The organism is Serratia sp. root2, assembly GCF_031931805.1.
GTDB classification, from domain to species: domain Bacteria; phylum Pseudomonadota; class Gammaproteobacteria; order Enterobacterales; family Enterobacteriaceae; genus Serratia; species Serratia inhibens.
Genome location: NZ_JAUJXB010000001.1, coordinates 1,921,274 through 1,944,605, shown reverse-complemented (window position 1 = coordinate 1,944,605; position 23,332 = coordinate 1,921,274). Strand labels below are relative to the sequence as shown.

General features: G+C 52.0%; 21 protein-coding genes, 4 tRNA genes and 1 pseudogene. 15 read left to right on the top strand and 11 right to left on the bottom strand.

The window, feature by feature from the left end; translation table 11 throughout:
• Positions 1-54 precede the first annotated feature (54 nt).
• Positions 55-414, top strand: coding sequence for a hypothetical protein (locus QZQ97_RS08925; RefSeq protein ID WP_311993141.1), 360 nt, complete (start codon positions 55-57; stop codon positions 412-414).
• Positions 415-644: 230 nt separating this feature from the next.
• Positions 645-1,076 (top strand): hypothetical protein, encoded by a 432-nt coding sequence (locus QZQ97_RS08920; protein WP_311993140.1) that lies wholly within the window; start codon positions 645-647, stop codon positions 1,074-1,076.
• Between the two features lie 15 nt (positions 1,077-1,091).
• On the opposite strand, the gene QZQ97_RS08915 is transcribed toward QZQ97_RS08920, so the two are convergent.
• Positions 1,092-1,433 (bottom strand): GlpM family protein, encoded by a 342-nt coding sequence (locus QZQ97_RS08915; protein ID WP_006321714.1) that lies wholly within the window; start codon positions 1,431-1,433, stop codon positions 1,092-1,094.
• Positions 1,434-1,540: 107 nt separating this feature from the next.
• Positions 1,541-1,765 (bottom strand): DUF2594 family protein, encoded by a 225-nt coding sequence (locus QZQ97_RS08910; RefSeq protein WP_006321715.1) that lies wholly within the window; start codon positions 1,763-1,765, stop codon positions 1,541-1,543.
• Between the two features lie 783 nt (positions 1,766-2,548).
• Here QZQ97_RS08910 and uvrY point away from each other — a divergent pair.
• The 6 genes from uvrY (at position 2,549) to QZQ97_RS08880 (ending at position 6,084) form a co-directional block, all read left to right on the top strand.
• The gene (gene uvrY / locus QZQ97_RS08905; protein ID WP_004942941.1) at positions 2,549-3,205 is read left to right on the top strand and encodes a UvrY/SirA/GacA family response regulator transcription factor; all 657 of its coding nucleotides are present in this window, start codon (positions 2,549-2,551) and stop codon (positions 3,203-3,205) included.
• Positions 3,198-5,030 carry an excinuclease ABC subunit UvrC gene (gene uvrC / locus QZQ97_RS08900; protein WP_311993139.1) on the top strand — a complete coding sequence of 611 codons (1,833 nt, stop codon included), beginning with the start codon at positions 3,198-3,200 and terminating at the stop codon, positions 5,028-5,030. Before uvrY ends, uvrC begins: the two co-directional genes overlap by 8 nt.
• Positions 5,031-5,087: 57 nt before the next feature.
• The gene (gene pgsA / locus QZQ97_RS08895; protein WP_004942945.1) at positions 5,088-5,636 is read left to right on the top strand and encodes a CDP-diacylglycerol--glycerol-3-phosphate 3-phosphatidyltransferase; all 549 of its coding nucleotides are present in this window, start codon (positions 5,088-5,090) and stop codon (positions 5,634-5,636) included.
• Positions 5,637-5,781: 145 nt separating this feature from the next.
• A tRNA-Gly gene (locus tag QZQ97_RS08890) sits at positions 5,782-5,857 on the top strand.
• 57 nt (positions 5,858-5,914) lie between these two features.
• Positions 5,915-5,988: transfer RNA gene (locus QZQ97_RS08885), tRNA-Cys, on the top strand.
• Positions 5,989-5,998: 10 nt separating this feature from the next.
• Positions 5,999-6,084, top strand: a tRNA-Leu gene (locus tag QZQ97_RS08880).
• Between the two features lie 917 nt (positions 6,085-7,001).
• Here the strand turns inward: QZQ97_RS08880 and QZQ97_RS08875 are convergent.
• Positions 7,002-7,316, bottom strand: a complete 315-nt coding sequence (locus QZQ97_RS08875) for a hypothetical protein (protein WP_311993138.1) — start codon at positions 7,314-7,316, stop codon at positions 7,002-7,004.
• Between the two features lie 462 nt (positions 7,317-7,778).
• On the opposite strand from QZQ97_RS08875, the gene eptB reads away from it, so the two are divergent.
• Both eptB and QZQ97_RS08865 read left to right on the top strand, forming a co-directional pair.
• A complete protein-coding gene (gene eptB, locus QZQ97_RS08870) occupies positions 7,779-9,431 on the top strand; it encodes a kdo(2)-lipid A phosphoethanolamine 7''-transferase (RefSeq protein WP_311993137.1) in 1,653 nt (550 codons plus the stop codon).
• A 113-nt stretch (positions 9,432-9,544) separates the two neighbouring features.
• Positions 9,545-9,715 (top strand): annotated as a pseudogene (locus tag QZQ97_RS08865) (30S ribosomal protein S5 alanine N-acetyltransferase); the annotation flags it as partial.
• Between the two features lie 206 nt (positions 9,716-9,921).
• On the opposite strand, the gene proP reads toward QZQ97_RS08865, so the two are convergent.
• From proP to QZQ97_RS08845, 4 genes are all read right to left on the bottom strand, one after another.
• Positions 9,922-11,424, bottom strand: a complete 1,503-nt coding sequence (gene proP / locus QZQ97_RS08860; RefSeq protein WP_004942953.1) for a glycine betaine/L-proline transporter ProP — start codon at positions 11,422-11,424, stop codon at positions 9,922-9,924.
• A 416-nt stretch (positions 11,425-11,840) separates the two neighbouring features.
• Positions 11,841-13,205, bottom strand: a complete 1,365-nt coding sequence (locus tag QZQ97_RS08855) for a TolC family protein (RefSeq protein WP_311993136.1) — start codon at positions 13,203-13,205, stop codon at positions 11,841-11,843.
• A 3-nt stretch (positions 13,206-13,208) separates the two neighbouring features.
• Positions 13,209-15,149, bottom strand: coding sequence for a MacB family efflux pump subunit (locus tag QZQ97_RS08850; protein ID WP_311993135.1), 1,941 nt, complete (start codon positions 15,147-15,149; stop codon positions 13,209-13,211).
• Complete coding sequence (locus QZQ97_RS08845; RefSeq protein WP_311993134.1) at positions 15,146-16,330, bottom strand: efflux RND transporter periplasmic adaptor subunit; 1,185 nt, start codon at positions 16,328-16,330, stop codon at positions 15,146-15,148. The genes QZQ97_RS08850 and QZQ97_RS08845 overlap by 4 nt, the downstream gene beginning before the upstream one ends.
• A 242-nt stretch (positions 16,331-16,572) precedes the next feature.
• Here QZQ97_RS08845 and cho point away from each other — a divergent pair, with 242 nt between their 5' ends.
• From cho to QZQ97_RS08820, 5 genes are all read left to right on the top strand, one after another.
• Complete coding sequence (cho, locus tag QZQ97_RS08840) at positions 16,573-17,424, top strand: excinuclease Cho (protein WP_311993133.1); 852 nt, start codon at positions 16,573-16,575, stop codon at positions 17,422-17,424.
• Between the two features lie 84 nt (positions 17,425-17,508).
• A tRNA-OTHER gene (locus tag QZQ97_RS08835) sits at positions 17,509-17,605 on the top strand.
• A gap of 174 nt (positions 17,606-17,779) precedes the next feature.
• The gene (locus QZQ97_RS08830; protein WP_311993132.1) at positions 17,780-18,079 is read left to right on the top strand and encodes a hypothetical protein; all 300 of its coding nucleotides are present in this window, start codon (positions 17,780-17,782) and stop codon (positions 18,077-18,079) included.
• A 125-nt stretch (positions 18,080-18,204) separates the two neighbouring features.
• A complete protein-coding gene (locus tag QZQ97_RS08825) occupies positions 18,205-18,708 on the top strand; it encodes a YlaC family protein (RefSeq protein ID WP_311993131.1) in 504 nt (167 codons plus the stop codon).
• A 69-nt stretch (positions 18,709-18,777) separates the two neighbouring features.
• Entirely contained in the window at positions 18,778-18,909 is a 132-nt protein-coding gene (locus QZQ97_RS08820; protein ID WP_004942970.1) for a hypothetical protein, read from the top strand.
• Between the two features lie 350 nt (positions 18,910-19,259).
• Here QZQ97_RS08820 and QZQ97_RS08815 read toward each other — a convergent pair whose 3' ends face one another.
• The 4 genes from QZQ97_RS08815 to mdoC form a co-directional block, all read right to left on the bottom strand.
• Entirely contained in the window at positions 19,260-19,382 is a 123-nt protein-coding gene (locus tag QZQ97_RS08815; protein WP_311993937.1) for a hypothetical protein, read from the bottom strand.
• A gap of 162 nt (positions 19,383-19,544) precedes the next feature.
• Positions 19,545-21,266 carry a potassium/proton antiporter gene (locus QZQ97_RS08810; protein ID WP_311993130.1) on the bottom strand — a complete coding sequence of 574 codons (1,722 nt, stop codon included), beginning with the start codon at positions 21,264-21,266 and terminating at the stop codon, positions 19,545-19,547.
• 296 nt (positions 21,267-21,562) lie between these two features.
• A complete protein-coding gene (locus tag QZQ97_RS08805; protein WP_006322571.1) occupies positions 21,563-21,787 on the bottom strand; it encodes a hypothetical protein in 225 nt (74 codons plus the stop codon).
• 311 nt (positions 21,788-22,098) lie between these two features.
• Positions 22,099-23,229, bottom strand: coding sequence for a glucans biosynthesis protein MdoC (gene mdoC, locus QZQ97_RS08800; RefSeq protein WP_311993129.1), 1,131 nt, complete (start codon positions 23,227-23,229; stop codon positions 22,099-22,101).
• Positions 23,230-23,332: the final 103 nt, after the last annotated feature.

Below are 23,332 nucleotides of genomic sequence, written 5' to 3'. Positions count from 1 at the left end.
AATGACTCGTAATGCGATTGCAATTCATCTATAAATTTTTTAGATTCAGACGCGATGAATGATTTTCCTGATAGCGAAGGCGTGAAAAGGGAGCTTTATTTCTTGAATAAACCTGAAATACCTAAAAATAATGCCAAATTATCTTCATTATCAGGCGATTATGTTCGGCTGAAAAGTCTTTCCGACGTTGGCGATGGGTTCGGTTATGGCCGCACCCGTTTTTATCAATGGTGTCGGGGGCGCGGTTTTCTTACTTTGATGAACGCACCTTCCCCAGAGATGATCAGTCGAGGATACATGGTGACTGGGCTGTCGGAAACCGGCTACTCGCGGGTGTATGTCACTGAGGAGGGATTTAACTATGTGGGGGGAGTTTTTCAAGATGATATCAGGAAACGCATGATTAAATTTTAAATGGATTACGGAAAAATCTTATCTATTTCAAGACAATAACCAGGAATTTTCTTGGTGCGCATGCGGTTTTTCTGCTCATTGTCGCGATGGGCAGTGCAAATACGTTTTGCGTCGTGTTTTTTGTCAGCCTATTGGAAGTTATCCTATTCTTCTATTGTTCGCGCGCGCCTGCTACTGTTGCGGCCTATTCTCTTGCTACTATGAAGATTGGTTTTTTCCAGGAGCTCAGGATGAAGCATTACGCCGCGTTACTTATTACAGCCCTATTGTTGTCTGGCTGCGCCACGCAGGCGGTTCCGCCGCAACAGGCCGAATTGCCGCCGCCCAGCCGATTGATACTTTATCAGAACGTGCCGCAAACGCCTTACGCCACGGTAGTGGTGGTGCGCGACAGCGGGATGTTGGCAGGAAGTTGCCGTACCGGGGTTTATATCAACGGGGAGTTTGCGGCGTCACTGGCGGCAAAAGAGAAGGCCGAGTTCCGGGTGCCGGTGGGGAATAACGAAGTTAGCATTGGGCAGGATATGATCGAAAATAGCCTGTGCATCTGGCGCAACACCAGCGGCCGGTTACCGATGACGCTGCGCGCCGGTGAGAGCCGTTACTTCCGCATTGCGGGCGATATGCAACGCGGCTTTGTGCTGCAGGCCGGCAGGCCGTAAACAGGCGGGGCGCAGTCAGCGCCCCTGCCACCATCCCCACAGCGTAATTAATAACCACGCCGCAGCAATCCAGCACAACACCGCCGCACCCAGAGCCCAAGACAGTCTCATGCTGTTGATAAATAAATACAGCGAGATCAGATACACCAGATAGGGCAGAACTGCCCACATGCCAAAAATCAGCGTGGTTCTCAGCGCCTCGATCGATCGTTCGCTGCCGACAATGTAATGGGCAATCAGTGCAAAGGTGGGAAACAGCGGCACCAGACCGGCGATGTAGTAACTGCGACTTTTAGCCAGCAGGCCGATTAAGATTACTACCAAAGCGCCGATCAGCGCTTTAACGAGAATGCCCATAGATTTCTCTGGCGTAAATAAAAATACACTGCCCGAAAAAAATTGGGAGATCAATCACTCGCGGAGAATCGGGCCTGCAGGAAGTGCAGGCCGGATGGACGATCGTTTTATTGACGGTACGCGTGTTTAATCTGTTGGATACTGTTTTTAAAGATTTCGGCCTGAGCCGGGTCTTCAATCTGTGCGATAAAGCGTTCCATGTTGATAATGACTTTCCCGGCATCCGCCTGACCGATCGATTTCAGGATCAGCGTCAGCGTTGCTTTAAGACAGGCGACTTCTGTCGCCAGCGTTTCCGGGTTTGCAGACGTAGTGAAATCAACGTTGCTCATTTTCTCTCCTGATTTTTTGGGCCGTAGCCTGAAACAATATGCATTTTGATGAGCATCAGCACCGATTACATTCACTCTGGCATGCAGATGCGTATTTATCTGGGCGCGGAGTATAGCATAGCATCCGATATCCATCTGCACAGATAGCGCTGGAACCGCACCATTCCGTGGTTATCGATACATTAATGAGGCCATTATCGGCTGTGGGGTATAGCGCAGGCGCGCAATGGGCTAATGAATGCGGGGTATCCGTATGGCAGCCGGAAGGGGGCAGAATAAGAGGGCAGTTATTTCGGTGGGGTTAATAAGTATTCACCCGGCATGTTATTATCAACTTATATGGGTTGTTTTAATTATCATCGCGGTTGTCTTACTCTTTGGCACATAAGTCAATACTGAATAATTTTCTTTTGCGACTATTTTTCCAGAGGAGACGAAAGATAATCATCGTTTTGTTTTATTTCAATAAATTACAACGTAACTGTGTTCGTGTTAATATTATCCATGTCGCTATTGCTTACACTGATTTTACCCACATCTGATGATGGGTGCGGTATCCTCAGGTGGAGTCGCACTCAGTAATATTTGCACTGTGGGGTTTTGAGCCGCAGAGAACAGCTTTATCGGGTGGTGTAGATGACTAAAATTCAAAAATCAGCGCCGTTTCGCAAAGTTAATCGGGAGTTAGTATTAATCTGTGTTCATTCTTGGCCGAAAAACAAGTAATATCTCAGGCTATAACAGAGGCTGACTGCGTTACTCCCTTTTTTTGGAGATTTTTCCTTGATTAGCGTTCTTCTTGTTGATGACCACGAACTGGTGCGCGCAGGGATACGACGCATTCTTGAAGATATCAAAGGTATAAAAGTTGTCGGGGAGGCCCAGTGCGGTGAAGATGCCGTGAAATGGTGCCGTGGCAATGCTGTAGATATCGTTCTTATGGATATGAATATGCCGGGCATTGGCGGGCTGGAAGCTACGCGCAAAATTGTACGTTATGCGCCCGACGTTAAAGTCATCATGTTGACTATTCATACTGAAAACCCGTTGCCTGCCAAGGTGATGCAGGCAGGTGCAGCTGGCTATCTGAGCAAGGGGGCCGCGCCGCAGGATGTGGTTAACGCCATACGGTCGGTGCAGGCAGGCCAGCGCTATATCGCGTCGGATATTGCCCAGCAGATGGCTTTGAGCCAGCTGGAGCCACAGACGGAAACCCCGTTCAGCTGCCTGTCTGAACGTGAACTGCAGATAATGCTGATGATCACCAAAGGCAAAAAGGTTAATGAGATCTCGGAGCAACTGAATCTCAGCCCTAAAACGGTGAACAGTTACCGTTATCGTATGTTCAGCAAACTGAATATCAGTGGTGATGTCGAACTGACACACTTGGCTATCCGACACGGATTGTTCAATGCGGAGACGTTGTTAAGCAGTGAGTGACCGTTTTGATGCCAAAGCATTTTTAAGCACCGTTACCAGCCAGCCCGGCGTCTATCGTATGTATGACGCTACTGGTACGGTTATCTACGTCGGTAAAGCCAAAGACCTGAAAAAACGTCTCGCCAGTTACTTCCGTCAGCAGGTAGGAAGCCGAAAAACCGAGACGTTGGTTAAAAATATTGCACAAATAGATGTTACTGTTACGCACACCGAGACAGAAGCGCTATTACTGGAACATAACTACATAAAGTTATACCAGCCGCGATATAATGTTCTTTTGCGTGACGATAAATCTTATCCACTTATCTTTCTTAGTGCCGACAGTCATCCGCGGCTGGCCGTTCATCGTGGTGCCAAACATGCCAAGGGTGAATACTTCGGCCCGTTTCCCAACTCTTACGCCGTGCGCGAGACGTTGGCGCTGCTGCAGAAGCTATTCCCGATACGCCAGTGCGAGAACAGCGTGTATCGCAACCGCTCGCGCCCTTGTTTGCAGTATCAGATCGGCCGTTGTCTGGGGCCATGCGTCGCCGGGTTGGTGAGTGAGGAAGAATATCAACAGCAGGTGGACTATGTGCGCCTGTTCCTGTCCGGAAAAGATCAGCAAGTGCTGCATCAGTTGATCGAGCGGATGGAAAACGCCAGTAAGGCATTGAACTTCGAAGATGCGGCGCGTATACGCGATCAAATCCAGGCGGTGCGGCGTGTGACTGAACGTCAGTTCGTTTCGGGCAATAGCGACGATCTGGATGTGATAGGCGTGGCGTTTGAAGCAGGCATGGCCTGCTTGCACGTGTTGTTTATCCGTCAGGGTAAAGTGTTGGGCAGCCGCAGTTACTTCCCGAAGGTGCCGGGCGGTACCGAGATGAGCGAAGTGGTGCAGACGTTTGTCGGACAGTTTTATTTACAGGGGAGTCAGTCACGCACCCTGCCGGCGGAAATTTTGCTGGACTTCAATCTGCCGGAAAAAGACCTGTTGGCGGAATCGCTCTCCGAGTTGGCCGGCCGCAAGATCCAGATCCAAAGCAAACCGCGTGGCGATCGTGCACGTTACCTAAAACTGGCGCGTACCAACGCTGCGACCGCTCTGACAACCAAGCTCTCGCAACAGTCAACGATTCATCAGCGCTTGGCGGAATTGGCGAAGACGCTGAATCTCTCCGAGATTAATCGCATGGAGTGTTTTGACATCAGTCACACCATGGGTGAACAGACCGTAGCTTCCTGCGTGGTGTTTGATGGCAACGGGCCGCTGCGTTCGGAATATCGGCGTTATAATATCGCCGGCATTACGCCGGGGGATGACTATGCCGCCATGGCGCAAGTGCTGAAACGACGCTATGGTAAAGCTCTTGAAGAGAAAAAAATCCCGGATGTTATCTTTATCGATGGTGGCAAGGGGCAGCTTGGCATGGCGATAGACGTGTTCAACTCACTGAATGTCACCTGGGATAAAAACAAACCTTTGCTGATTGGTATTGCCAAAGGTGCCGATCGCAAAGCCGGCCTGGAAACGCTGTTCTTTGTACCTGAGGGAGAGGGGATTTCTCTGCCTTCGGACTCGCCGGCGCTGCATGTGATCCAGCATATCCGCGATGATTCGCATAACCATGCGATCACCGGGCATCGGCAGAGAAGGGCAAAAGTTAGAAATACCAGCGCTTTGGAGCTAATCGACGGCGTTGGGCCAAAACGACGACAGGTATTGTTGAAGTATATGGGCGGACTTCAACCATTATTGAACGCCAGCGTTGAGGAAATTGCAAAAGTGCCGGGTATTTCACAAGCATTGGCAGAAAAGATCTACAATGCATTGAAACACTGAGGGCAATGTAGCAACATACTCTTAATTCCCACTCCAGCCAGATAGTTACCGTAGCATATGCAATTGAATATACCGACTTGGCTTACTCTGTTTCGCGTAGTTCTGATCCCATTCTTTGTTCTGGCATTTTACCTGCCGTTCACCTGGGCTCCGATGGTTTGCGCCGTCATCTTTGTATTTGCTGCCATAACCGACTGGTTTGATGGGTTTCTGGCCCGTCGCTGGAAGCAAACCACTCGTTTCGGGGCTTTCCTCGACCCGGTAGCGGACAAAGTGATGGTGGCGGTGGCACTGGTGCTGGTCGCGGAGCACTACCACACCTGGTGGATCACTTTGCCTGCGGCGACCATGATTGCCCGCGAAATTATCATCTCGTCGCTGCGTGAGTGGATGGCGGAGATAGGTAAACGCAGCAGTGTGGCGGTGTCTTGGATTGGCAAAGTCAAAACCATGGCGCAGATGATGTCGCTGGTGGGGCTGCTTTGGCGCCCGGAACGTACGGTTGAATATGCATCCTTCGGCCTGCTGTATATTGCGGCGGTGCTGACTTTCTGGTCAATGTTCCAATATTTGAACGCCGCCCGGAAAGATTTGCTTGAACCCTGATCAAAGCGCTGCAAAAATCGTCAAACAAACGTGATGAGACAACAATTTTATTGACTCATTACGTCAGGTCAGTAGAATGCATCGCATCAGACGGCAGCGATGAATCGCCGAAAGATAGCAAAAAAATCAGTAAGTTCTGATTGATGCGGGAATAGCTCAGTTGGTAGAGCACGACCTTGCCAAGGTCGGGGTCGCGAGTTCGAGTCTCGTTTCCCGCTCCAAATTAAACAAAGCTGGTGTTTCACGAGCTTTGGCCTAGAAGAAGGCAGCAGAATTAAGGCGCGTTAACAAAGCGGTTATGTAGCGGATTGCAAATCCGTCTAGTCCGGTTCGACTCCGGAACGCGCCTCCAATTTTCCCGAGCCCGGGTGGTGAAATCGGTAGACACAAGGGATTTAAAATCCCTCGGCTTATGGCTGTGCGGGTTCAAGTCCCGCCCCGGGTACCAGGGAAAATAATTCCAGAATAATCAAAGCAATAAGTAGTAATGTCGTGACCGCCGGAAGGCGGTTTTTTTGTGCCTGAAATTCCATTTCATAATATTCCTCGCCGTTTGTTCAACGTTTTTGTGGCCAGAAATCGCCTACTTGCCGTATAGATCACCTTCAAGATGTCTTATGGCCTAGACATAGGTGCTGTTTCCCCCTTATTTTCGAAGGCAGCGCTTTAGCTTCACTGATGGCCGCTTCCAATCGTCCAGGCTTATGGGCATTCCAGACGGCCGTTGGAGTAATCTTCGGCTCGAAATGCTGGGGAATCAGCAAGCATGCCATAATGCTAAATGTCAGGGATGCCTCATTTTTTCATAAAATCTGGCAGTTTTTTAAGACGGTTAACGATAAGTGATATATAACCAGAGAGTAAAAGGAAGATAAGGGGCGTTGGATGAGAGGGGGATTATTTTTATTGGTTATTGTAATGCTATCTGGGTGCTCAGGGTCTTTGGGATCTCTATTGGGTGTTATTCCGCAAAGTTCCGATGTTTGTCCTCAGGGGAAAGATGCGATTTCTGGTGAGTGCCGCTAGCGGTAACTTTTTGAAAAAATGAGAGTTACCCGTGTTCAACATCTTTTCCGCCAGCGGCCCATATTGCTTTGATCAGGTTGAATATCGGTCTGACTAACAATGCCGTCAACCGTGGACACCCGGATATATCGCTTAACCTGACACCCGCCAGGTCACACGATTGAGACGATATCCGACTATTTTAACGTTGTTCCGATAGTCGGATATTGTTTTCCCTCATAACTAACCCTTCGCCCCTCTTACAGAGTTTCAGGCATCGGTACCTTTGTGGTGCAACACCGGGGCTAAAACTGCCCGAACGGTGACGGCGCACAGGCTCTATTTCCGCACACATTCTCGCTAACGACCGTTAACCCCAATGACTTCGATAGCGGCTCTGTGCAGCTTTTGGTAATAGTCATCGGGCTGTCTTTCGACCTCTTTGATCAGGTAGGCGAGAATGCTTTGCTTGGTGATGGGTCTGTTGGATAAGAGCACCTGGACAACGCTTTTGCCGACAAGGTTGTATATTTGTTCACGGTACAACTCGACGTCTTTATCGTCGAGACCGTAAAGAGAGTAATCAATCATAGTGTTTTTACCGCTGGTGAAATTTAAAGCGCCGCCCGAAGCGGGCTGAGAAGCCATTAAAAAATTAAATAGTGCAAATTCCACTTAGGTACATGCCTTCGCGGTATGTTAACGATAACGTAATAAGAATATTCCTATCAATAGGCAGCGGCAATCCAGATGGCTAATTAGGAATAACCTCATGTAACAGCCTCGGCGATCTGGACTTGTTAAGATGAATCACTGGGAAGGCGTTGGGGGACTGATTAACATCAGGCTGTGCGCCAAAACTCTTGAGCGGCGGTTCCAGAAGCGGCAAACACGCTTGGCGCGAATCCCTTATCCGCCAGCTCGAACCGCAGGCTGGCCCGGCGAGGTTTTTGACGGGCAATCCCCTTTACACACGGTTTGTTACAGTATAACAACGATAAATTTTCTTGCGGCAGCAACGTCGGCTCAAATTATCTGTCAGATTACCATTCAATAGCAGGATGGGCGCGTAGCCCTCAACCACAACCTGTGTCAGTAAGCAGTTATGAATTCACTTTGGCGAGAATGGTATTAATAATGCAGAAGTTCCGACGTTGGACCCAATTGCAGGTCTCTTTCTTTATCGCGTTTTATCTCGGTGTATTGCTCAATATCCCCATATTTTATCGCCGTTATCAGCAACTCAATTACGACAATTTACTGTCGATCGGCATTGAGGTCGTCGCGGCCTTTAGTCTGGTGTGCTTTATCACTCTGCTGATCTCGTTTTTGGGGCGTCGGCTGTTCCGCGTTCTGGCATCATTGCTGGTGTTGAGTTCGGTTGCCGCCAGCTATTATATGGTGCTGTTCCACGTTGATATCGGCTACGGCATCCTGGCGGCAGTGATGACTACCGATGTTGATCTGTCCAAAGAATCGGTCGGCTGGCATTTTGGCGTGTGGATGGTGGTGGTGAGCCTGCTGCCGTTGCTGTTCATCTGGCTGGCGCCGATGCACGAAGCCGCACTGAAGCGCAGTAACTGGCCGGTACTGTTTAAAAAGGGCGGTATCATGCTGGCCGCCGGGCTGTGCTGCTGGTTGCCACTTCAACTGATGGGGCAGGTGCAGGATCGCCACGATCGGGAAAATAACCAACTGATGGCCAGCTATGGCGGTGTGGTCGCCGGCAGCTATTCGCCGTCCAACTGGCTCTCTGCGTTGGGGCTGCTGACCTACAGCTCTTACAGCCAGGCGGAAGACAGCCGTAATCTGTTTGATCCGGCCGCGCATTTTACCTATCAGCCGCCGAAAGACGTTAATGATCTCTATGTGGTGTTTGTGATTGGTGAAAGCGCCAGACGTGATCACATGGGGGTTTACGGTTACCAACGCGACAACACGCCCTATCTTGATAAAGAAACCAACCTGGCGGTGCTGCAAGGCTATTCCTGCGACACCTCGACCAAACTTTCTCTGCGTTGCATGTTCGTGCGCGAAGGCGGTGCTGCTGAAGAGCCACAGCGGACGCTGAAAGAAATGAACGTCTTTTCAGTGCTGAAAAAACAGGGCTTTTCGTCGGAGCTGTTTTCGATGCAAAGCGAAGCCTGGTTCTATAACAAAACTCAGGCGGATGATTATGCTCTGAGAGAAAGCATTCAGGCGGAAAAACGTAACGTCGGTAAGCCGGTAGATGATATGGCGCTGATCGACGAGCTGCAGGATTCGTTGGGTCGTCATCCGCAAGGTAAGCATTTGGTCATCCTGCATACCAAAGGCTCACACTATATGTATACCGAACGATATCCTCGCGCTTTCGCCCGTTACAAGCCGGAGTGCCAGGGCATTGATGATGCCTGCTCTACGGAAGAGATGATCAACTCGTATGACAACAGTTTGCTGTACACCGATTATTTTCTCGAGCAGGTCTTCAATCAATTGCGTAACCGTAACGCCATCGTGTTTTACGCCTCGGATCACGGGGAGTCGATCTCGGAAAATATGCATTTCCACGGCACCCCGCGCGATCACGCGCCGAAGGAACAGCGTACCGTTCCCATCATGGTCTGGGCATCCGACAAATTTCTCAGCCAGCCCGATCACCAAGCGGCGTTTAATCAGTTGAAGGCGCTGCAACAGGCCAAAACGCCGGTGTTCCATGAGAAGTTGTTCGACAGCGTACTGGGCTGCATAGGTTATACCTCACCGGACGGCGGTATCGTGAAACCGCACAACTGGTGTCAGGTGAACTGAGCCATTGGGATAAATGTTCAAACCGCCGTAAGGCGGTTTTTTTTGGAGCGTTATGCGGTAGGGGGGCGTTAGCGCTGGCTTTCAATCCAGTGGAAGAAGCGTGAAAAGCGGGTGGTCTGCACCGCATTATGGCGGCCTATATCCCGACGAACGGCCGCAGCGAAAAGCTGTTGCTGCGCCTCGGCTTCGAGAAAGAAGGCTATGCAAAGTCTTATCTGAAGATTGCCGGCCGCTGGCAGGATCACGTATTGACCTCACTGATTAATCCACAGCACACAGAGTAGCAAGCCGGTGGGAATGACGGGGCGCTGCGTCGACTCGGCCTTTTGAAGCCGGTATTCAGGTTTCTTGTCCAGGTTTGCTTTGACAGCGTCATGGGCATAAAAAAATCCGTAATCTTCAGTGAGATTACGGATTTTTACCGATCAATGGGATCGTTCAATCGATCATGTAGTACCTGACCGAGTGGCATCAACCCCGAGGGAGGGCTTTAGTCCAGTTTCGGATGCTGGTCGACAAGCGTCTGCTTTTTCCTCTCCAGCTCGGCAATCTGCTCGTTGATATCCTCAACCTTCTGTTCGATGTTGTCGTAAGTTTCCTGCAGCAGTTCTTTGGCTTCCGTACGATCCGAGGCGGCCGGGGTGGCACCGCGCAGCGGTTTGTTGGCGGTTTCCTTCATATACAGGCCGGTGATCAGGCCAATCACCGCCACCACCATCAGATAGTACGCCGGCATATACAGGTTACCGGTCGACTCGACCAACCAGGCAGCCACCGTCGGCGTAGCGCCGGCGACCAGAACCGAGATGTTGAACGAAATCGCCAGTGCGCTGTAACGAATATGCGTCGGGAACATCGCCGGCAGGGTAGAGGCCATCACACCGGTGAAGGAATTCAGCAGCACCGCCAATACCAGCAGGCCGACAAAGATCAGGCCAATCACGTTGCTGTTGATCAGGATAAAGCAGGGTATCGACAGCAACAGCAGCCCGATGCTGCCGCCAATGATAAATGGCTTGCGGCCAATGCGGTCGCTGGCCAGGCCGATCACCGGCTGCACAAACAGCATGCCGATCATGATGGCGATGATGATCAGTACGCCGTGATCTTCCGAGTAGTGCAGGTTATGCGACAGGTAGCTCGGCATGTAGGTCAGCAGCATGTAGTAGGTTACGTTGGTGGAAATCACGATACCGACGCATACCAGCAGGCTTCGCCAATGCTTGGCCGCGATCTCTTTAAACGAGGTCTTCGGCGGGTTTCCGATGGCATCGCGATCTTCTTTCTCCATCTTCTCCACATGCTGCTGGAACGCCGGGGTTTCTTCCAGCGCATGGCGTAGATACAGGCCGATCAGGCCCAGCGGTGCAGCGATAAAGAACGGAATACGCCAGCCCCAGTCGAGGAAGTTGCTTTCCCCTACGATGCTGGAAATCAGCACCACTACGCCTGCGCCGAGCACGAAGCCGGCAATAGAGCCGAAATCAAGCCAACTGCCCATAAAGCCGCGTTTTCTGTCAGGTGAGTATTCTGCGACGAAGATCGCCGCGCCCGAGTATTCGCCACCCACCGAGAAGCCCTGCGCCAGTTTGGCCAGCAGCAGCAGCACCGGCGCCCAGATGCCGATCGAGGCATATGAAGGGATCAGGCCGATACAGAAAGTGCTCACCGCCATGATGATAATGGTGATGGAAAGGACTTTCTGGCGGCCGAATTTATCACCCATGGCACCAAAGAACAGACCGCCTAACGGACGTACCAGGAAGGGAACGGAGAACGTTGCCAGTGCGGCAATCATCTGTACGCCGGGGGTGGCGCCAGGGAAAAACACTTGCCCAAGGGCGTAGGCTACGAAGCCGTAGACACCGAAGTCGAACCATTCCATCGCGTTGCCTAATGCAGCCGCGGTAATCGCTTTCTTCAGTTTGCTGTCGTCGATGATGGTGATGTCATTAATATGCATCGGCTTATGTCGTTTTTTTCTTAACTTCATATAATCATCCCTTAATCAATTTTAGTCGTACGTGAATTCGCAATCCTTGTTCACTTTCTTCTGCCCAGTTATCAGTGTGGCTAATCGGAGCTCCATTTAAAGAGGTTCCATGCTGCCATTTTTGTGTGATGCGAATCACATAATGTGCCCGTTTTTAGCGAGAATATGTCATTTAGGTGACTAATTATTTTGCATCTATAGCTTAACGTTATATCTGCTGACGATCAAATTTAGCAGTTTATCTTATACATTTTCACCAAAATAGCGCCAAAACAGGTTGATATTTGAGCATGTTGATGTTTTTTTGTCGGAAGACGGGATGGCTAAAGTATAGGAGGAACCGGAAAGGATACGGGTAAAATTAATGCGTTTTGTTGCTGTGGATCAAGGCCTGGCGTAGGTGCCAGGCCGTTGAGTTATTGGGATGAACCGCCAAACTCCAGGTAGATTTGCGCCAGATTCTGGTACTGCTCAAAGCGGTTTTCATCCAGCGCCAGCTCCGCCAGCCGGCGGCGATTCTGTGCATCCAACCAGAAGGTAATAGATACGGCGCCTTGGCGATAGCGAATTTCATTCAATCGTTCAGATTTACGTGCCAGCGCCAACGCCGCCTGCAAACGTTGTTCCTGCGCCATCAACTGGGCGCGTAACGATAAAGCATTGTCTACGTCGGCCATGGCTTTATATAGCGCTTGTTTGAATTCCAACACTCGCAATTCGTAATCGTTGCGGGCGATTTTGATGTCAACGTTCATCTGCCGCCACTCGAGAAAAGGCAGCGACAAACCCGCGCCCACCGATGCCACCGGATTACGCAGAAACTCCAGCAGCGCGGTGCTGCTGGCACCCAATGAACCGGTCAGGCTGAAGGCCGGATAATACTGGGTGCGCTTCACGTCAACGTTGGCTAACGCCTCGTGCAACCGCAACTCTTTGGCGTTGATATCCGGGCGATGTCGCAGCACATTGACCGGAATGCCGGCATTGATCTGCGGCAGCCGGCCCATCGGCAGGCGTGAGGGGATAACCACGGCATTACCTGGCGGCGCGCCCAGCAGCAGCGTTTGTTCGTTCAACGCCTGCTGACGTTCGTGCAGCAGCGCCAGATGGCCGCTCTCCTGACTAACCAGGTTTTGTTCGGCATCCACCACGTCCAGTGATGAGACGCTGCCTGCAAGGTAACGGGCATTAACCAACCGCAGAGTCTCCTGAGCGTAGGAGATGCTCTGCTGGCTGACGCTGATTCGCTGATTGATAAAACCTAACCGCCAATAATTCTTGCTGGCATTGGCGAGCAACACCAAGCGCGCGCTTTGCAGATCTTGCTGCGTGGCTTGTCGGCTCCATTCGGCGGCGTCACGCTGACGCGCCAGCTTACCCCACAGATCGACTTCATAGCTGGCGCCTAAACTGGCGCCACTGCTTTTGTTCCAGGGAGAGGAGTGAGAAAGCGAAGTGTTGGCGGCGCTATTAAGCGTTGCGGTCACGCCCGGAGCGGTGACGATACCGGCCCGTTGAGCCTCTAGCTGGGCCTGGTAAACGCGTAGCGCGGCGGCGGCCAAATCATTATTGCCGGCCGTGACCTGCTGTAACCAGCGGTCAAGCTGAGGATCGCGGAAGTCGCGCCAGTCAAAGGGGACCGGGCCTGCGGCATCGGCGCTTTCCTGCCAGTGTTCCGGGTAGTTCACCTGTGGTGTTTGATAATCGCTTTTCAATGCGTTGCCGCAACCAGTGCTGAGCAGGGCTGCGAGGCATAACGCCATTGGTGTCAAAATTTTCATAAGTTACTCGCTGGCCAGTGAATTGACCGGATCCATCCGCGCCGCTTTACGGGCTGGGAGATAACCGAAGATCATGCCGATCAGGGTGGAGCAGCAAAAGGCCACGACGGCGGCCTGCCAGGAATAGATGGCGGTGAGCATGCCGCCCGCCAGCGCGGTAAACAACGAACCGGCGGCGAACGACAACGCAATGCCCAATGCGCCGCCGATCAGGCAGACCAGTACGGCTTCAATCATAAATTGTTGCATGATGTCGCTACGCCTGGCGCCTACCGCCATGCGTACACCAATCTCATGCGTTCGCTCGGTGACCGAAACCAGCATGATGTTCATCACGCCGAGGCTGCCGATGATCAGGGAGATCGAAGCCACCATCAGGATCAACAGGCTCAAGGTCATCGAAGCATGCTCGATCGATTTGCGAAACTTGTCGCGGTTGAACAACATAAAGTCTTTAACGCCATGGCGTTGGGTCAACAATTGGCTGATGGCACCGACGGCGGCTTCGTTATCGACGTTATCCTTCAATCTCACGCCGATACTGCTTAGCGTCGGCTTGCCCACCATGCGGTACATCACCGTGGTATAGGGCATCCACACGCTGATGCGGTTCGGTGCGGAATCCTGGTTGCTTTTGACTACGCCGACCACCCGGGCCGGCACCGCGCCGAGAAACACGATTTGGCCCAGCGGTTCTATGCCGAAATCCCCGAACAGCGAGTTGCGTGCATTCTCGTCAATGATCACTTCCTGCAGCGCATTACGGTCGTCACGGAAGGTGGTGCCCTGCAATAAAGTAAGGCCGTTGACCCGGAAATAGTCGCGCCCGACGCCGGTGATTGAGGCTGTCGCCGATTTGCTGCGAAAACGAATGGAGTCCGAGGCGCTGACTTCGGGGCTGACACTGTCGACAAAGCTCTGGCTGGCCAGCGCATCGGCGTCTGCCGGTACCAGCGTGCGTATGCTGTCGATGGCGTCGTCGAAGAAATCGCGACCGGGGTAAATGCTGACGACATTGGTGCCAAGATCTTTGATGCTGGCCAGCGTGCGCTGTTTGGCTCCCTCGCCCAGAGCGACCACCGTCACCACCGCTGCAATGCCGAAAACGATGCCGGTCATGGTCAATGCGGTGCGCAAACGGTGGGCATTCATCGATTTCAGCGCCATTTGCAAGGATTCGCGGGTGCGATCGAGCAAACTTTGCCAGTAGCCCTGCCTTGCGCGGATGGTGTTTGATTGGACCATCGGCGGGGCGGGAGATTTGCGGCCGCTGTCTGCGATAACCTCGCCGTCCTGCAGTTCAATAATGCGCTGTGCGTGTTGGGCTACCTTCATATCGTGGGTGACGATCACCACGGTATGGCCGCGTTGGTTCAGTTCGCTCAGGATCCCCAACACTTCTTGGCCGGATTTGGAGTCCAGTGCGCCGGTCGGTTCATCCGCCAGAATAATTTCGCCGCCGTTGATCAAGGAACGGGCGATGCTGACACGCTGTTGCTGGCCGCCGGAGAGCTGGCCGGGCTTATGGTTCTCACGGCCTTCCAGGCCCAGCCGCGCCAGCAATTGCGCCGCTCGCAGGCGGCGTTGATCGCGCTTGCTGTTGGCGTAAATCGCCGGTATCTCGACATTGCCCAGCGCGCTGATATCCGGCATCAGATGATAGCGTTGGAAAATAAAACCTATGTGTTCGCGGCGCAGCCTGGCCAGTTCGTCCGGTGAAAGGTGTGCGGCGTTCTGGCCGCCGATGTAATAATCGCCCCGATCCGGCACGTCCAGGCAACCCATGATATTCATCAGCGTTGATTTGCCGGAGCCGGATGCACCTATGATGGCGACCAGTTCCCCGGCGGCGATCGTCAGGTTGATGTCCTTGAGCACCGTCAGCGGTTGGGTGCTGTTGGTATAGGTACGGCTTATGCCTTTCAGTTCAATGATATTGTTCACAATAAGATGCCATCCCCGCCCGGATTGGCGCTTTCTTGCATCAGCACGACGGTTTCACCGGCCTTGAGCCCGGAAAGGATCTGTATATCGACGTTGTTGGTAATACCGGTCTTTACCTCGCGCATTTCCAACCGTTCATTACCGGTCAGCACTTGCACCTGCTGTTTTTTATCTCCGGTTTTACGCACTGCCTGAATGGGGACCAGCAGCGTGTTTTTCGCTTCGCCCAGCAGCAGTGAAACCTGCGCGGTCATGGCGATGCGCAGCCGGTTATCCGGGTTGGGCACGTCCAGTAGCGCGTTGTAATACACCGAAGCATTGGAGGTGCCGGAGCCGGAGGCAGAACTGCTGCCGGAGAGCGAGTCGTCTTTCATCACCGATTCCGGCGCCAGTTCGACGGTGCGCAGCGTGGCGTCATAACGCTTTTCCGGCTCGGAGAAAATAGTGAAATAGGCTTTTTGCCCTTGGGAAACGCGGGTAATGTCGGCCTCGGAGATCTGCGCTTTGATGGTCATCAGCTCCAACCGAGCCAGTTTGACGATGGTGGGCGCGCTCTGGTTGGCGTTGACCGTCTGGCCTTGCTGGGTAATTACCGCAATCACGATGCCATCCATCGGTGCCAGAATGCGGGTATAACTCAGATCGACCTTTTTCTTATCCACTTCAATCTGCGCCTGCACGATACGCGCATTCAGGGCAATCAGTTCGGCACGGGTGGTGGTAAGCGTGGCTTCGGCGGCCTCAAAATCTTCGAGTGAACTGGCTTCATCGTTCAGCATGCGTTTTTGGCGTTTAAAGCGGGATTCGGCCTGCTTCAGCAGCGCCTGTTTGGCCTGCAAATCTGCCTTGGCGACGTTCAGCGCCGCTTCGGCGTTACGCAGATCGTTGCGCTGCGGCAGATCATCGATGTCGGCAATCGGCTGGCCCTGGGTGACGCGGTCGCCCAGTTTGACCTTCAGGGATTTGACCTGGCCTGAAACCTGCGCGCCGACGTTGACTCGTTCAATCGCGTCCATTTTACCGGTTGCCAGTACGGCATTTTCTATATCGCCCAGACGAACCGGCGCGGTGACATAGTGTGTCTGCGGGGGGCGCTGCAGATAGCTCGTCAAAGCGATGAGCAACACGGCAAGCAAAGCGCCGGCCGCGACAAACGCCAAGCGGCGTGAAGTGAGTTTCATGGTGGTTTGCCTTCGTTTTCCCTAACAGCGGTAAAGCCGTGATTCCAAGAGGTGCCATGGTGGCACCCTCAGCTTTAACTGGCGATAAACACGTGACGTATTTTCGCCGCAGTGCCGATAATAAATATTATTCTCATAAACATCATCAAAGAAAATTTATCATGCGTGCAATTTGAGCCTGTAAGCGTTTTGCTGTATAAAAAACCAGTTATGTCGATTAACAAAGATCGCGATTCGTCACTATGATGCCAAACCGACTCGAGCCGGAGCTCGACATTTATCAATATCCGGAACATCTGCGCACCAGCCTTGAGCTGTTGCCCAAGTCACCGGGCGTGTACCTGTTTCATGGCCTGAGCGACAGCATGCCGCTGTATATCGGCAAAAGCGTTAATATCCGCAGCCGGGTGATGGCGCATTTTCGCACGCAGGATGAAGCTCGCCTGCTGCGGCAAACTCAGCGCATCAGCTTTCATGAAACGGCCGGTGAAGTAGGGGCTTTACTGCTGGAGGCACAGTTGATCAAACAGCAACAGCCGCTGTTCAACAAGCGCCTGCGACGTTCGAAGCAACTCTGTTCATTGCATCTGGATCGCGGCCGAGTGGGCATTGTACATGCCAAAAACATCGATTTTGCCGCCACGCCCAATCTGCATGGGCTGTTTGCCAACCGAACTGCCGCGCTGGAAAAGTTACGGGTCATCGCTGATGAGCAGCGTCTGTGCTACGGTAAGTTGGGTATTGATAAACTGCCCGTCGGGCGCGCCTGTTTCCGTTATAGCCTGCGAAAATGTGCTGGTGCCTGTTGCGGTGTCGAATCGGAGCTGCAACATGAGCAACGGTTGGCGGCGGCGCTGCAACAGATGCGGATCACCACATGGCCTTATGCCGGGCGAGTGGCTCTGGAAGAGCAGGGGGCGTCTTTGCGCCAGTATCATGTGATTCATAATTGGTTCTATTTGGGGAGCGTCGGCACGTTGCAACAGGCCGATTCTCTACAGCGAACCGCGAGCCATTTTGACAGTGATGGCTACAAGATCCTGTGCAAACCGTTGATGAGCGGGCATTATCCAATCATTGAACTGGGTTGCTGAGTGGGTCAGATTTATCTGTAAAATCAGGCGATCGCTTGATCCCATAGCATTGGTATGGATAATGACGCCCCGAAGCGAAGGAATGCGCTATTAACTCAGTTGGCAGAGTGATTGGTTTTTTAATGGCTTGTATTGGCTACAAAATTGATAGACGCGGGTTCGAGTCCTGCATAGCGCGCCAGCTTCCTCCTTTAACAGCGGTTATCGTAAAGCGCACCCGGGTTGATTTGCACTATCGGCTCCTCGTTGGGTTTTCGGGTGTGCTTTACCGTAACCGGTTCTCCTGCCTATGTTGTTATCGATCTTTGCTAGACTGTAATCAGGCAGGTTCGCTGCCCGGCAACAGGAGGTCGATATGTCCGAGTCCGATCAACTGCAGGAATTATTGCAGCGCGTAGCAGTACTCGAAGCCAGAGAGAAGTCGCTGACAGCTGCCTCCAACGCCTATCAGGCGATAATCACCACCCTGCTCGGTAACCTGGATAAACAGGAACGCGACAAGATTATTGCGATGATCGACCAGGCGCATGAGATTGCCTATGCACGCGCTATTCAGCGCTGTAATGAGCCTCAGAAGCAAAAAATCAAACAGGCTGACGATATTGCTCAGCGCATGTTCATGTTCGCACAAGGTAAAAACTCCCTGCAGCGTTAGACGTCGCAGGTATAACAGTTGACGTTTTTAAATTGAAGAACTGATCTACCTGGGCAAACTGTACTTGTGATAGTTTGAGGAAAGATTATTGCTAGCGTAATGCTCCCAAGCATAAGGTTGTAAGTATGGACGCGATTAAAAGCATCTTGGTAAAAGAAATCGAGCGGATCAACCGGCAGGAAGGACGCGACGGCAAACTGCGTTTTAACAGCGAATTTGCACGCGATCACCTCTATTTGTGTCTTGCCATGTTCGCCGGCTATTTCGCCGTGGTTGCCGTGATGTACCAAGTTCCTTACATGGGTTTTTTCTCATTTGTTGCTTTTACCGTCTTCGTCTTGTTCATGTTTGCAATGCTGCTGATTGAAATCAAACCGGTGTATCGTTTTGAGGATATCGGCGTGTTGGATCTGCGCGTATGTTATAACGGCGAGTGGTATTTCACCCGAGCGCTGTCGCCGCAGTCGGTGAAAGCGCTGCTGGATGAGCCATCGATCGGCGCGACGCTGAAAACGCGTATGCAGGAAATCATCGCCAATAAAGGCGAGATCGATTTCTATGATGTCTACGATCTGGCGTATTCAAAGAAGCCGCAGGGCGAACAGCCGCAGGTGGCGGTGCTTAACTGAAGGGTTTTCGCTTGTGCGGTTGTCGATTATACTCACTCTTCGAAGCCAGTTAAGCGTGAGGAGTTTGCAATGAGTGATGATATTTTCGATTTTGATATCGATGCCGAATTAGCGAAAGCGGAAGAAAAAGCGGCGCAGAAAGCGAAAGAAGTGCCTGAGATCCTTGAGGACGAAGCGGATTGCGAAGGGTGCAAAATCTGATCGCCATTGCTGACGAAAAAACCGCTGCGGCGGTTTTTTTGTGTCTGGAATGGGGTGCGGCGGGCAAAAAAAAGCCCGTTTCAGGCGGGCTAACACTTAAGTAGTATGAGGGTATAATTTTTATTTCCATGTCCGTTAAGCATACGCCCTGTGACAAGAAAGAGATGTCGAAGCATTGTAACAAAATGGTTGTTGTTGTGTTTCCGCGTTACCTACGTCAGCCAAACGATTAATCCAGCACAAACCACCAAACCAACAACCCCGCCACGACAACCAGGCAAAGTGCAGATACGGTAACCAGTATTTTTCCCAGAATATCTTTTTCTTGATGCTGCTGTGTCACGTTAACGTTATCCAATTAAGAAGCTATGGACCAAATCGGCGATGCCCAGATCCAGTGCGGTGACCACCAGCGCCAGCAGCACCATGACAGATAAAAATCGAGTTTTGCTGTTCAAATCGATACCCATCACCGCGGTGTGGTGTTCCCAGAGTAAAGGTTAAAACGACGAGGCTGAAAGCCCCGATTTTGATAATTTCAGAGTTTAAGAACCTTTCCGGGCCTATAAGTTCCGTCATTATTGTGGGGGCCCGCAGCACGCGTTACAGTGCAGCGGGCGGGTGCTGCGGGAGGATCAGTCAGTAACGATTTTTACGCCAATCTTGCTAATCGAATTACCGTCCATTTCGGCAATAGTCCAGGTCAAACCGTCCCATTCCACCTGATCGCCCACCACGGGGGCACCGCCGATCAACTGAAGGACGAACTGGCCGAGCGTTTGCTGTTCGTCCACGCCTTCCTGCAGGTTAAGCCCGTATACCTGAGAGATATCGCTCAGGCGTGCGTCTGATTGCAGGATAAAGTCACCGAAGAAGCGTTCGTCCAGTGTGACCACCGGCGCCTGGCTGAACAATTTGCCCAACACCGGCAGATCGTGTTCATGGCCGATTACGCACAGGATGTCATCTTCACGCAGCCTCGTACTGCCGCTTGGATGCAGCAGTTCCTTGCCGCGGAACAGCGCGGCAATACGTGTACCGGGCGGCATTTTCAGCTCACGCAGCGCGGCACCCACGCACCAGTTTTCCGACGAGAGTTGGTAAACAAACTGCTCCCATTGGTTTTCCGGATGCACGTCCAGCCCGACCCGCGAGATGGGGGCCAGTGCCGGCGGCACTATGACTTTGGCCTTTCTGGCGGCGAAAGAGAGCGTGGTGCCTTGCAGCAGCAGCGAGACCAATACCACAAAGAAAGCCACATTGAAGAACAACTGCGCGTTCGGCAATCCTGCCATCATCGGGAAGACGGCCAGAATGACCGGTACAGCGCCGCGCAGGCCGACCCACGAGATAAAACTGCGTTCGCGCAGGGTAAAACTGCGAAACGGCAACAACCCGATAAATACCGAAAGCGGCCGGGCGAACAAGATCATCCACAATGACAGCAGCAGGGCAGGGATGGCAATAGGCAGCAACTCGTGCGGATTGAGCAGCAGCCCCAGTACCAGGAACATGCCGATCTGGCTCAGCCAGGCCAGCCCGTCAAAGGTCTGGACTATACCGTGGCGGTTGCGGATTGGCCGATTACCCAGGGTCAGGCCGCACAGATATACCGCCAGAATACCGCTGCCGTCCAGTGCGGTGGTCAGGGCAAAAATCAAAATGCCGCCGCTCACGGCCAGCAGCGGGTACAGGCCTTCGGCCAATTTAATGTGGTTGATCAACCACAACAGTAGCCAGCCACCGCCAAGGCCAAAGACGATCCCCATGCCAAACTGCTGCAACAAATGAAGAGGGAACATCCAGCTCAGCGCTGTTTCGCCGGCGGCGATCATCGCAATCAAAGTGATGGTGAGGAATACCGCCATCGGATCGTTGCTGCCGGATTCAATTTCCAGTGTAGCGCTAACCCGCTCGTTAAGCCCTTTACCGCCCAGCAATGAAAACACGGCTGCGGCATCGGTAGAACCGATAATGGCGCCAATCAGCATGCCCTGAAGCAGATCAAGGTCAAATAACCAGGCAGCCGCCAGACCGGTAAGCCCCGCAGTGATCACCACGCCGAAGGTGGCAAGTGAGAGTGCCGGCCACAGCGCAACGCGGAAGGAACTGACGCGGGTGCGCATACCTCCGTCCAGCAGGATCACCGCCAGCGCCAGGTTACTGACCAGGTAGGCTACAGGATAATTGCTGAAAACAATGCCGCCCGGGCCATCTACCCCTGCCAGCATGCCGATTGCCAGGAAAATCACCAAAATGGGAATGCCCAGGCGCGAAGAGAATGAACTGAGTAGAATGCTTGCCCCCACCAACACGGCACCGATGATGAATAAACTGTTGATCGTGCTGGCATCCAAAATGACGTTCTCCTGAGGCTGGGGGAAAGGCGTTGCGCAGGGGCGCAGATACCCCGTGATGATAACGTGTTTAGTGGGTAAAACGCTAAAGCTGATTGAGAAAACATTTTTGGCATTTATTGCCATTTGGTGGGGACGGATAGATAAAGCGAGGGGAAGAAGATAAGTTCCTGCTTTTATCTATGATTATCAGAAGACTGAATATTTACTTGGGCAATAATCATCGGAAGGCGACTGAGGGAGAAAAACCATTAAACCCCCGTCGGGAGGCTTAATGGTTTGTAGGCGCAGTGTCGTTAATGATCGAGCGATTGCAAGGCTCGCTTGATCAGTTCAGCGGCCAATTTTCGCTCCGACTCTGAAATGCCGTCCAGATTGAGGCTGGAAAGTTCGGTCACCAGAATGCTGCGATCCTTGCCGCTGATCGACGAATCCAGTGCGGACAGCAAACGGCCAAGAATTTTCAGGAGGGTGGCGTTTTCTGGTACGGCTTCCTGAGCCGAAGTGTCTTTATCAGTCATTAAAAATCCTCTCTGTCGTGACGGAAGGGAGATGATGCCAACATTGTCGTACCAACAACAACGTCGTCCCTCAGGGTTCATTGAGCCCAATCGCTACCGTAAGGCAGGGATGTGGATTTCCACTTATGCATTGCAGTTATAACAACTAGCGGCAATATGCTCCAGCATAACTTTGCCCTAACTTTCGCCATTGAGCTGAGCAATGTGTGCTCAGCAATCAATACTGGAAACAAATCAATCTATAACCTTTGTGGGGGACTATGGTGTGACAGAAGAGACCCCGGCAAGCCAAAGGCTTTACCGGAGCAGTATTACTGTGGTTTGCCGGAGAACAGGAAGCGCAACAGAGGGACGCGCTTGTGCAACTCATATAAGGCAAAGGCGCAGGAGAAGACGAACACCAGACCAATCAGGAAACCCAGCAGGTTATTGTTGATATAGGGCGTCACAAAAGCGCCATATATCAAGGTCAGTGGATGATGCACCAGATATATAAACAGCGACGCATTGACCAGATAAGTGATTTGTGGCGAATGATAATTCAGCAATCGGTGCCCGAATGAAAACACTACGTTTGTCATCAGGATGCCAAGTAGGGTTTTGATCACGACTTCCAGCTCAAACATATAGCTGCTGTGGGCCAGCAACCTCTGATTCAGCATGTAGGCAACCAACAACAGCAGCGAACCGAGCACCGCCAGAGGAGAGGGTTTAAGAAAAATCTCTTTCAGCCACGCGTACTTAAACGCGTAAGCGCCGAGAATGAAGAACGGCAGGTAGAACATCGTCTCCATCACCACAAAATTGAACAGGCCGTTGGAGAGTAAATACGGCGCAAAAATTAAAATAATACGGTGCGCGGCCGAATAGCATAACGCATATAGAAGAAAGAACAGTGAGATGTTTCCTAATCCCGTCATTTTATTTATCGGGTCAGGAGCAACGTTACTTTTTAACGCCTTAATTTTTTTGAACAGATAAAAACAGGCCGCGGTCAGCAATGACAGAGTTAATAAAAACCACAGGTGAGAAACCAGTTCCCAAATTGTTACATTTATTTTCTGATAGATCGAAAAATCGCCCCAGCCGTTTAATTTATCCGTGAAGTATTTCAGCATGAAAAACTGCGGTACGGTTATTAAGGGTATCGAGCTCAGCAGGGGGATCGCCACCCGCTCCAGCCTCACCTTCAACCACTTGTGGCGCTCGTAACGCTCGTAAAGCATGAAGGAGAAGTAGCCGGATATCACGAAGAACACCTGCATGCGGAAGGCATGGATGAAGTCGTTCAGCACCGTCAGCGAAAACGAGGGCGTAGCGCTGTTCACCGCCCAGGCGTGGCTGGAATAGATCAGGGAGAGGTGGAAAGGAACGCCGAGCAACATCAAATAAGCTCGGATCGAATCGAGGAAAAACTCTCGTTGATTGTTGCCTTTAGTCATAGGTTACCGCTAGTCATTTTGTCGAGTGGTCATTAACACGCTTAATAAGTCGGCAATGGTTAAATCGCAATCCCAAACCCTACTATACCGATTCACATTTTTC

Bases quoted from the DNA above. Each gene is read 5' to 3' on its own strand.
- QZQ97_RS08925 (WP_311993141.1), top strand. From the start codon at position 55: ATGAATGATTTTCCTGATAGCGAAGGCGTGAAAAGGGAGCTTTATTTC.
- QZQ97_RS08920 (WP_311993140.1), top strand. From the start codon at position 645: ATGAAGCATTACGCCGCGTTACTTATTACAGCCCTATTGTTGTCTGGC.
- QZQ97_RS08915 (WP_006321714.1), bottom strand. From the start codon at position 1,433: ATGGGCATTCTCGTTAAAGCGCTGATCGGCGCTTTGGTAGTAATCTTA.
- QZQ97_RS08910 (WP_006321715.1), bottom strand. From the start codon at position 1,765: ATGAGCAACGTTGATTTCACTACGTCTGCAAACCCGGAAACGCTGGCG.
- pgsA (WP_004942945.1), top strand. From the start codon at position 5,088: ATGCAATTGAATATACCGACTTGGCTTACTCTGTTTCGCGTAGTTCTG.
- eptB (WP_311993137.1), top strand. From the start codon at position 7,779: ATGCAGAAGTTCCGACGTTGGACCCAATTGCAGGTCTCTTTCTTTATC.
- proP (WP_004942953.1), bottom strand. From the start codon at position 11,424: ATGAAGTTAAGAAAAAAACGACATAAGCCGATGCATATTAATGACATC.
- QZQ97_RS08855 (WP_311993136.1), bottom strand. From the start codon at position 13,205: ATGAAAATTTTGACACCAATGGCGTTATGCCTCGCAGCCCTGCTCAGC.
- QZQ97_RS08845 (WP_311993134.1), bottom strand. From the start codon at position 16,330: ATGAAACTCACTTCACGCCGCTTGGCGTTTGTCGCGGCCGGCGCTTTG.
- cho (WP_311993133.1), top strand. From the start codon at position 16,573: ATGATGCCAAACCGACTCGAGCCGGAGCTCGACATTTATCAATATCCG.
- QZQ97_RS08830 (WP_311993132.1), top strand. From the start codon at position 17,780: ATGTCCGAGTCCGATCAACTGCAGGAATTATTGCAGCGCGTAGCAGTA.
- QZQ97_RS08825 (WP_311993131.1), top strand. From the start codon at position 18,205: ATGGACGCGATTAAAAGCATCTTGGTAAAAGAAATCGAGCGGATCAAC.
- QZQ97_RS08820 (WP_004942970.1), top strand. From the start codon at position 18,778: ATGAGTGATGATATTTTCGATTTTGATATCGATGCCGAATTAGCGAAA.
- QZQ97_RS08805 (WP_006322571.1), bottom strand. From the start codon at position 21,787: ATGACTGATAAAGACACTTCGGCTCAGGAAGCCGTACCAGAAAACGCC.
- mdoC (WP_311993129.1), bottom strand. From the start codon at position 23,229: ATGACTAAAGGCAACAATCAACGAGAGTTTTTCCTCGATTCGATCCGA.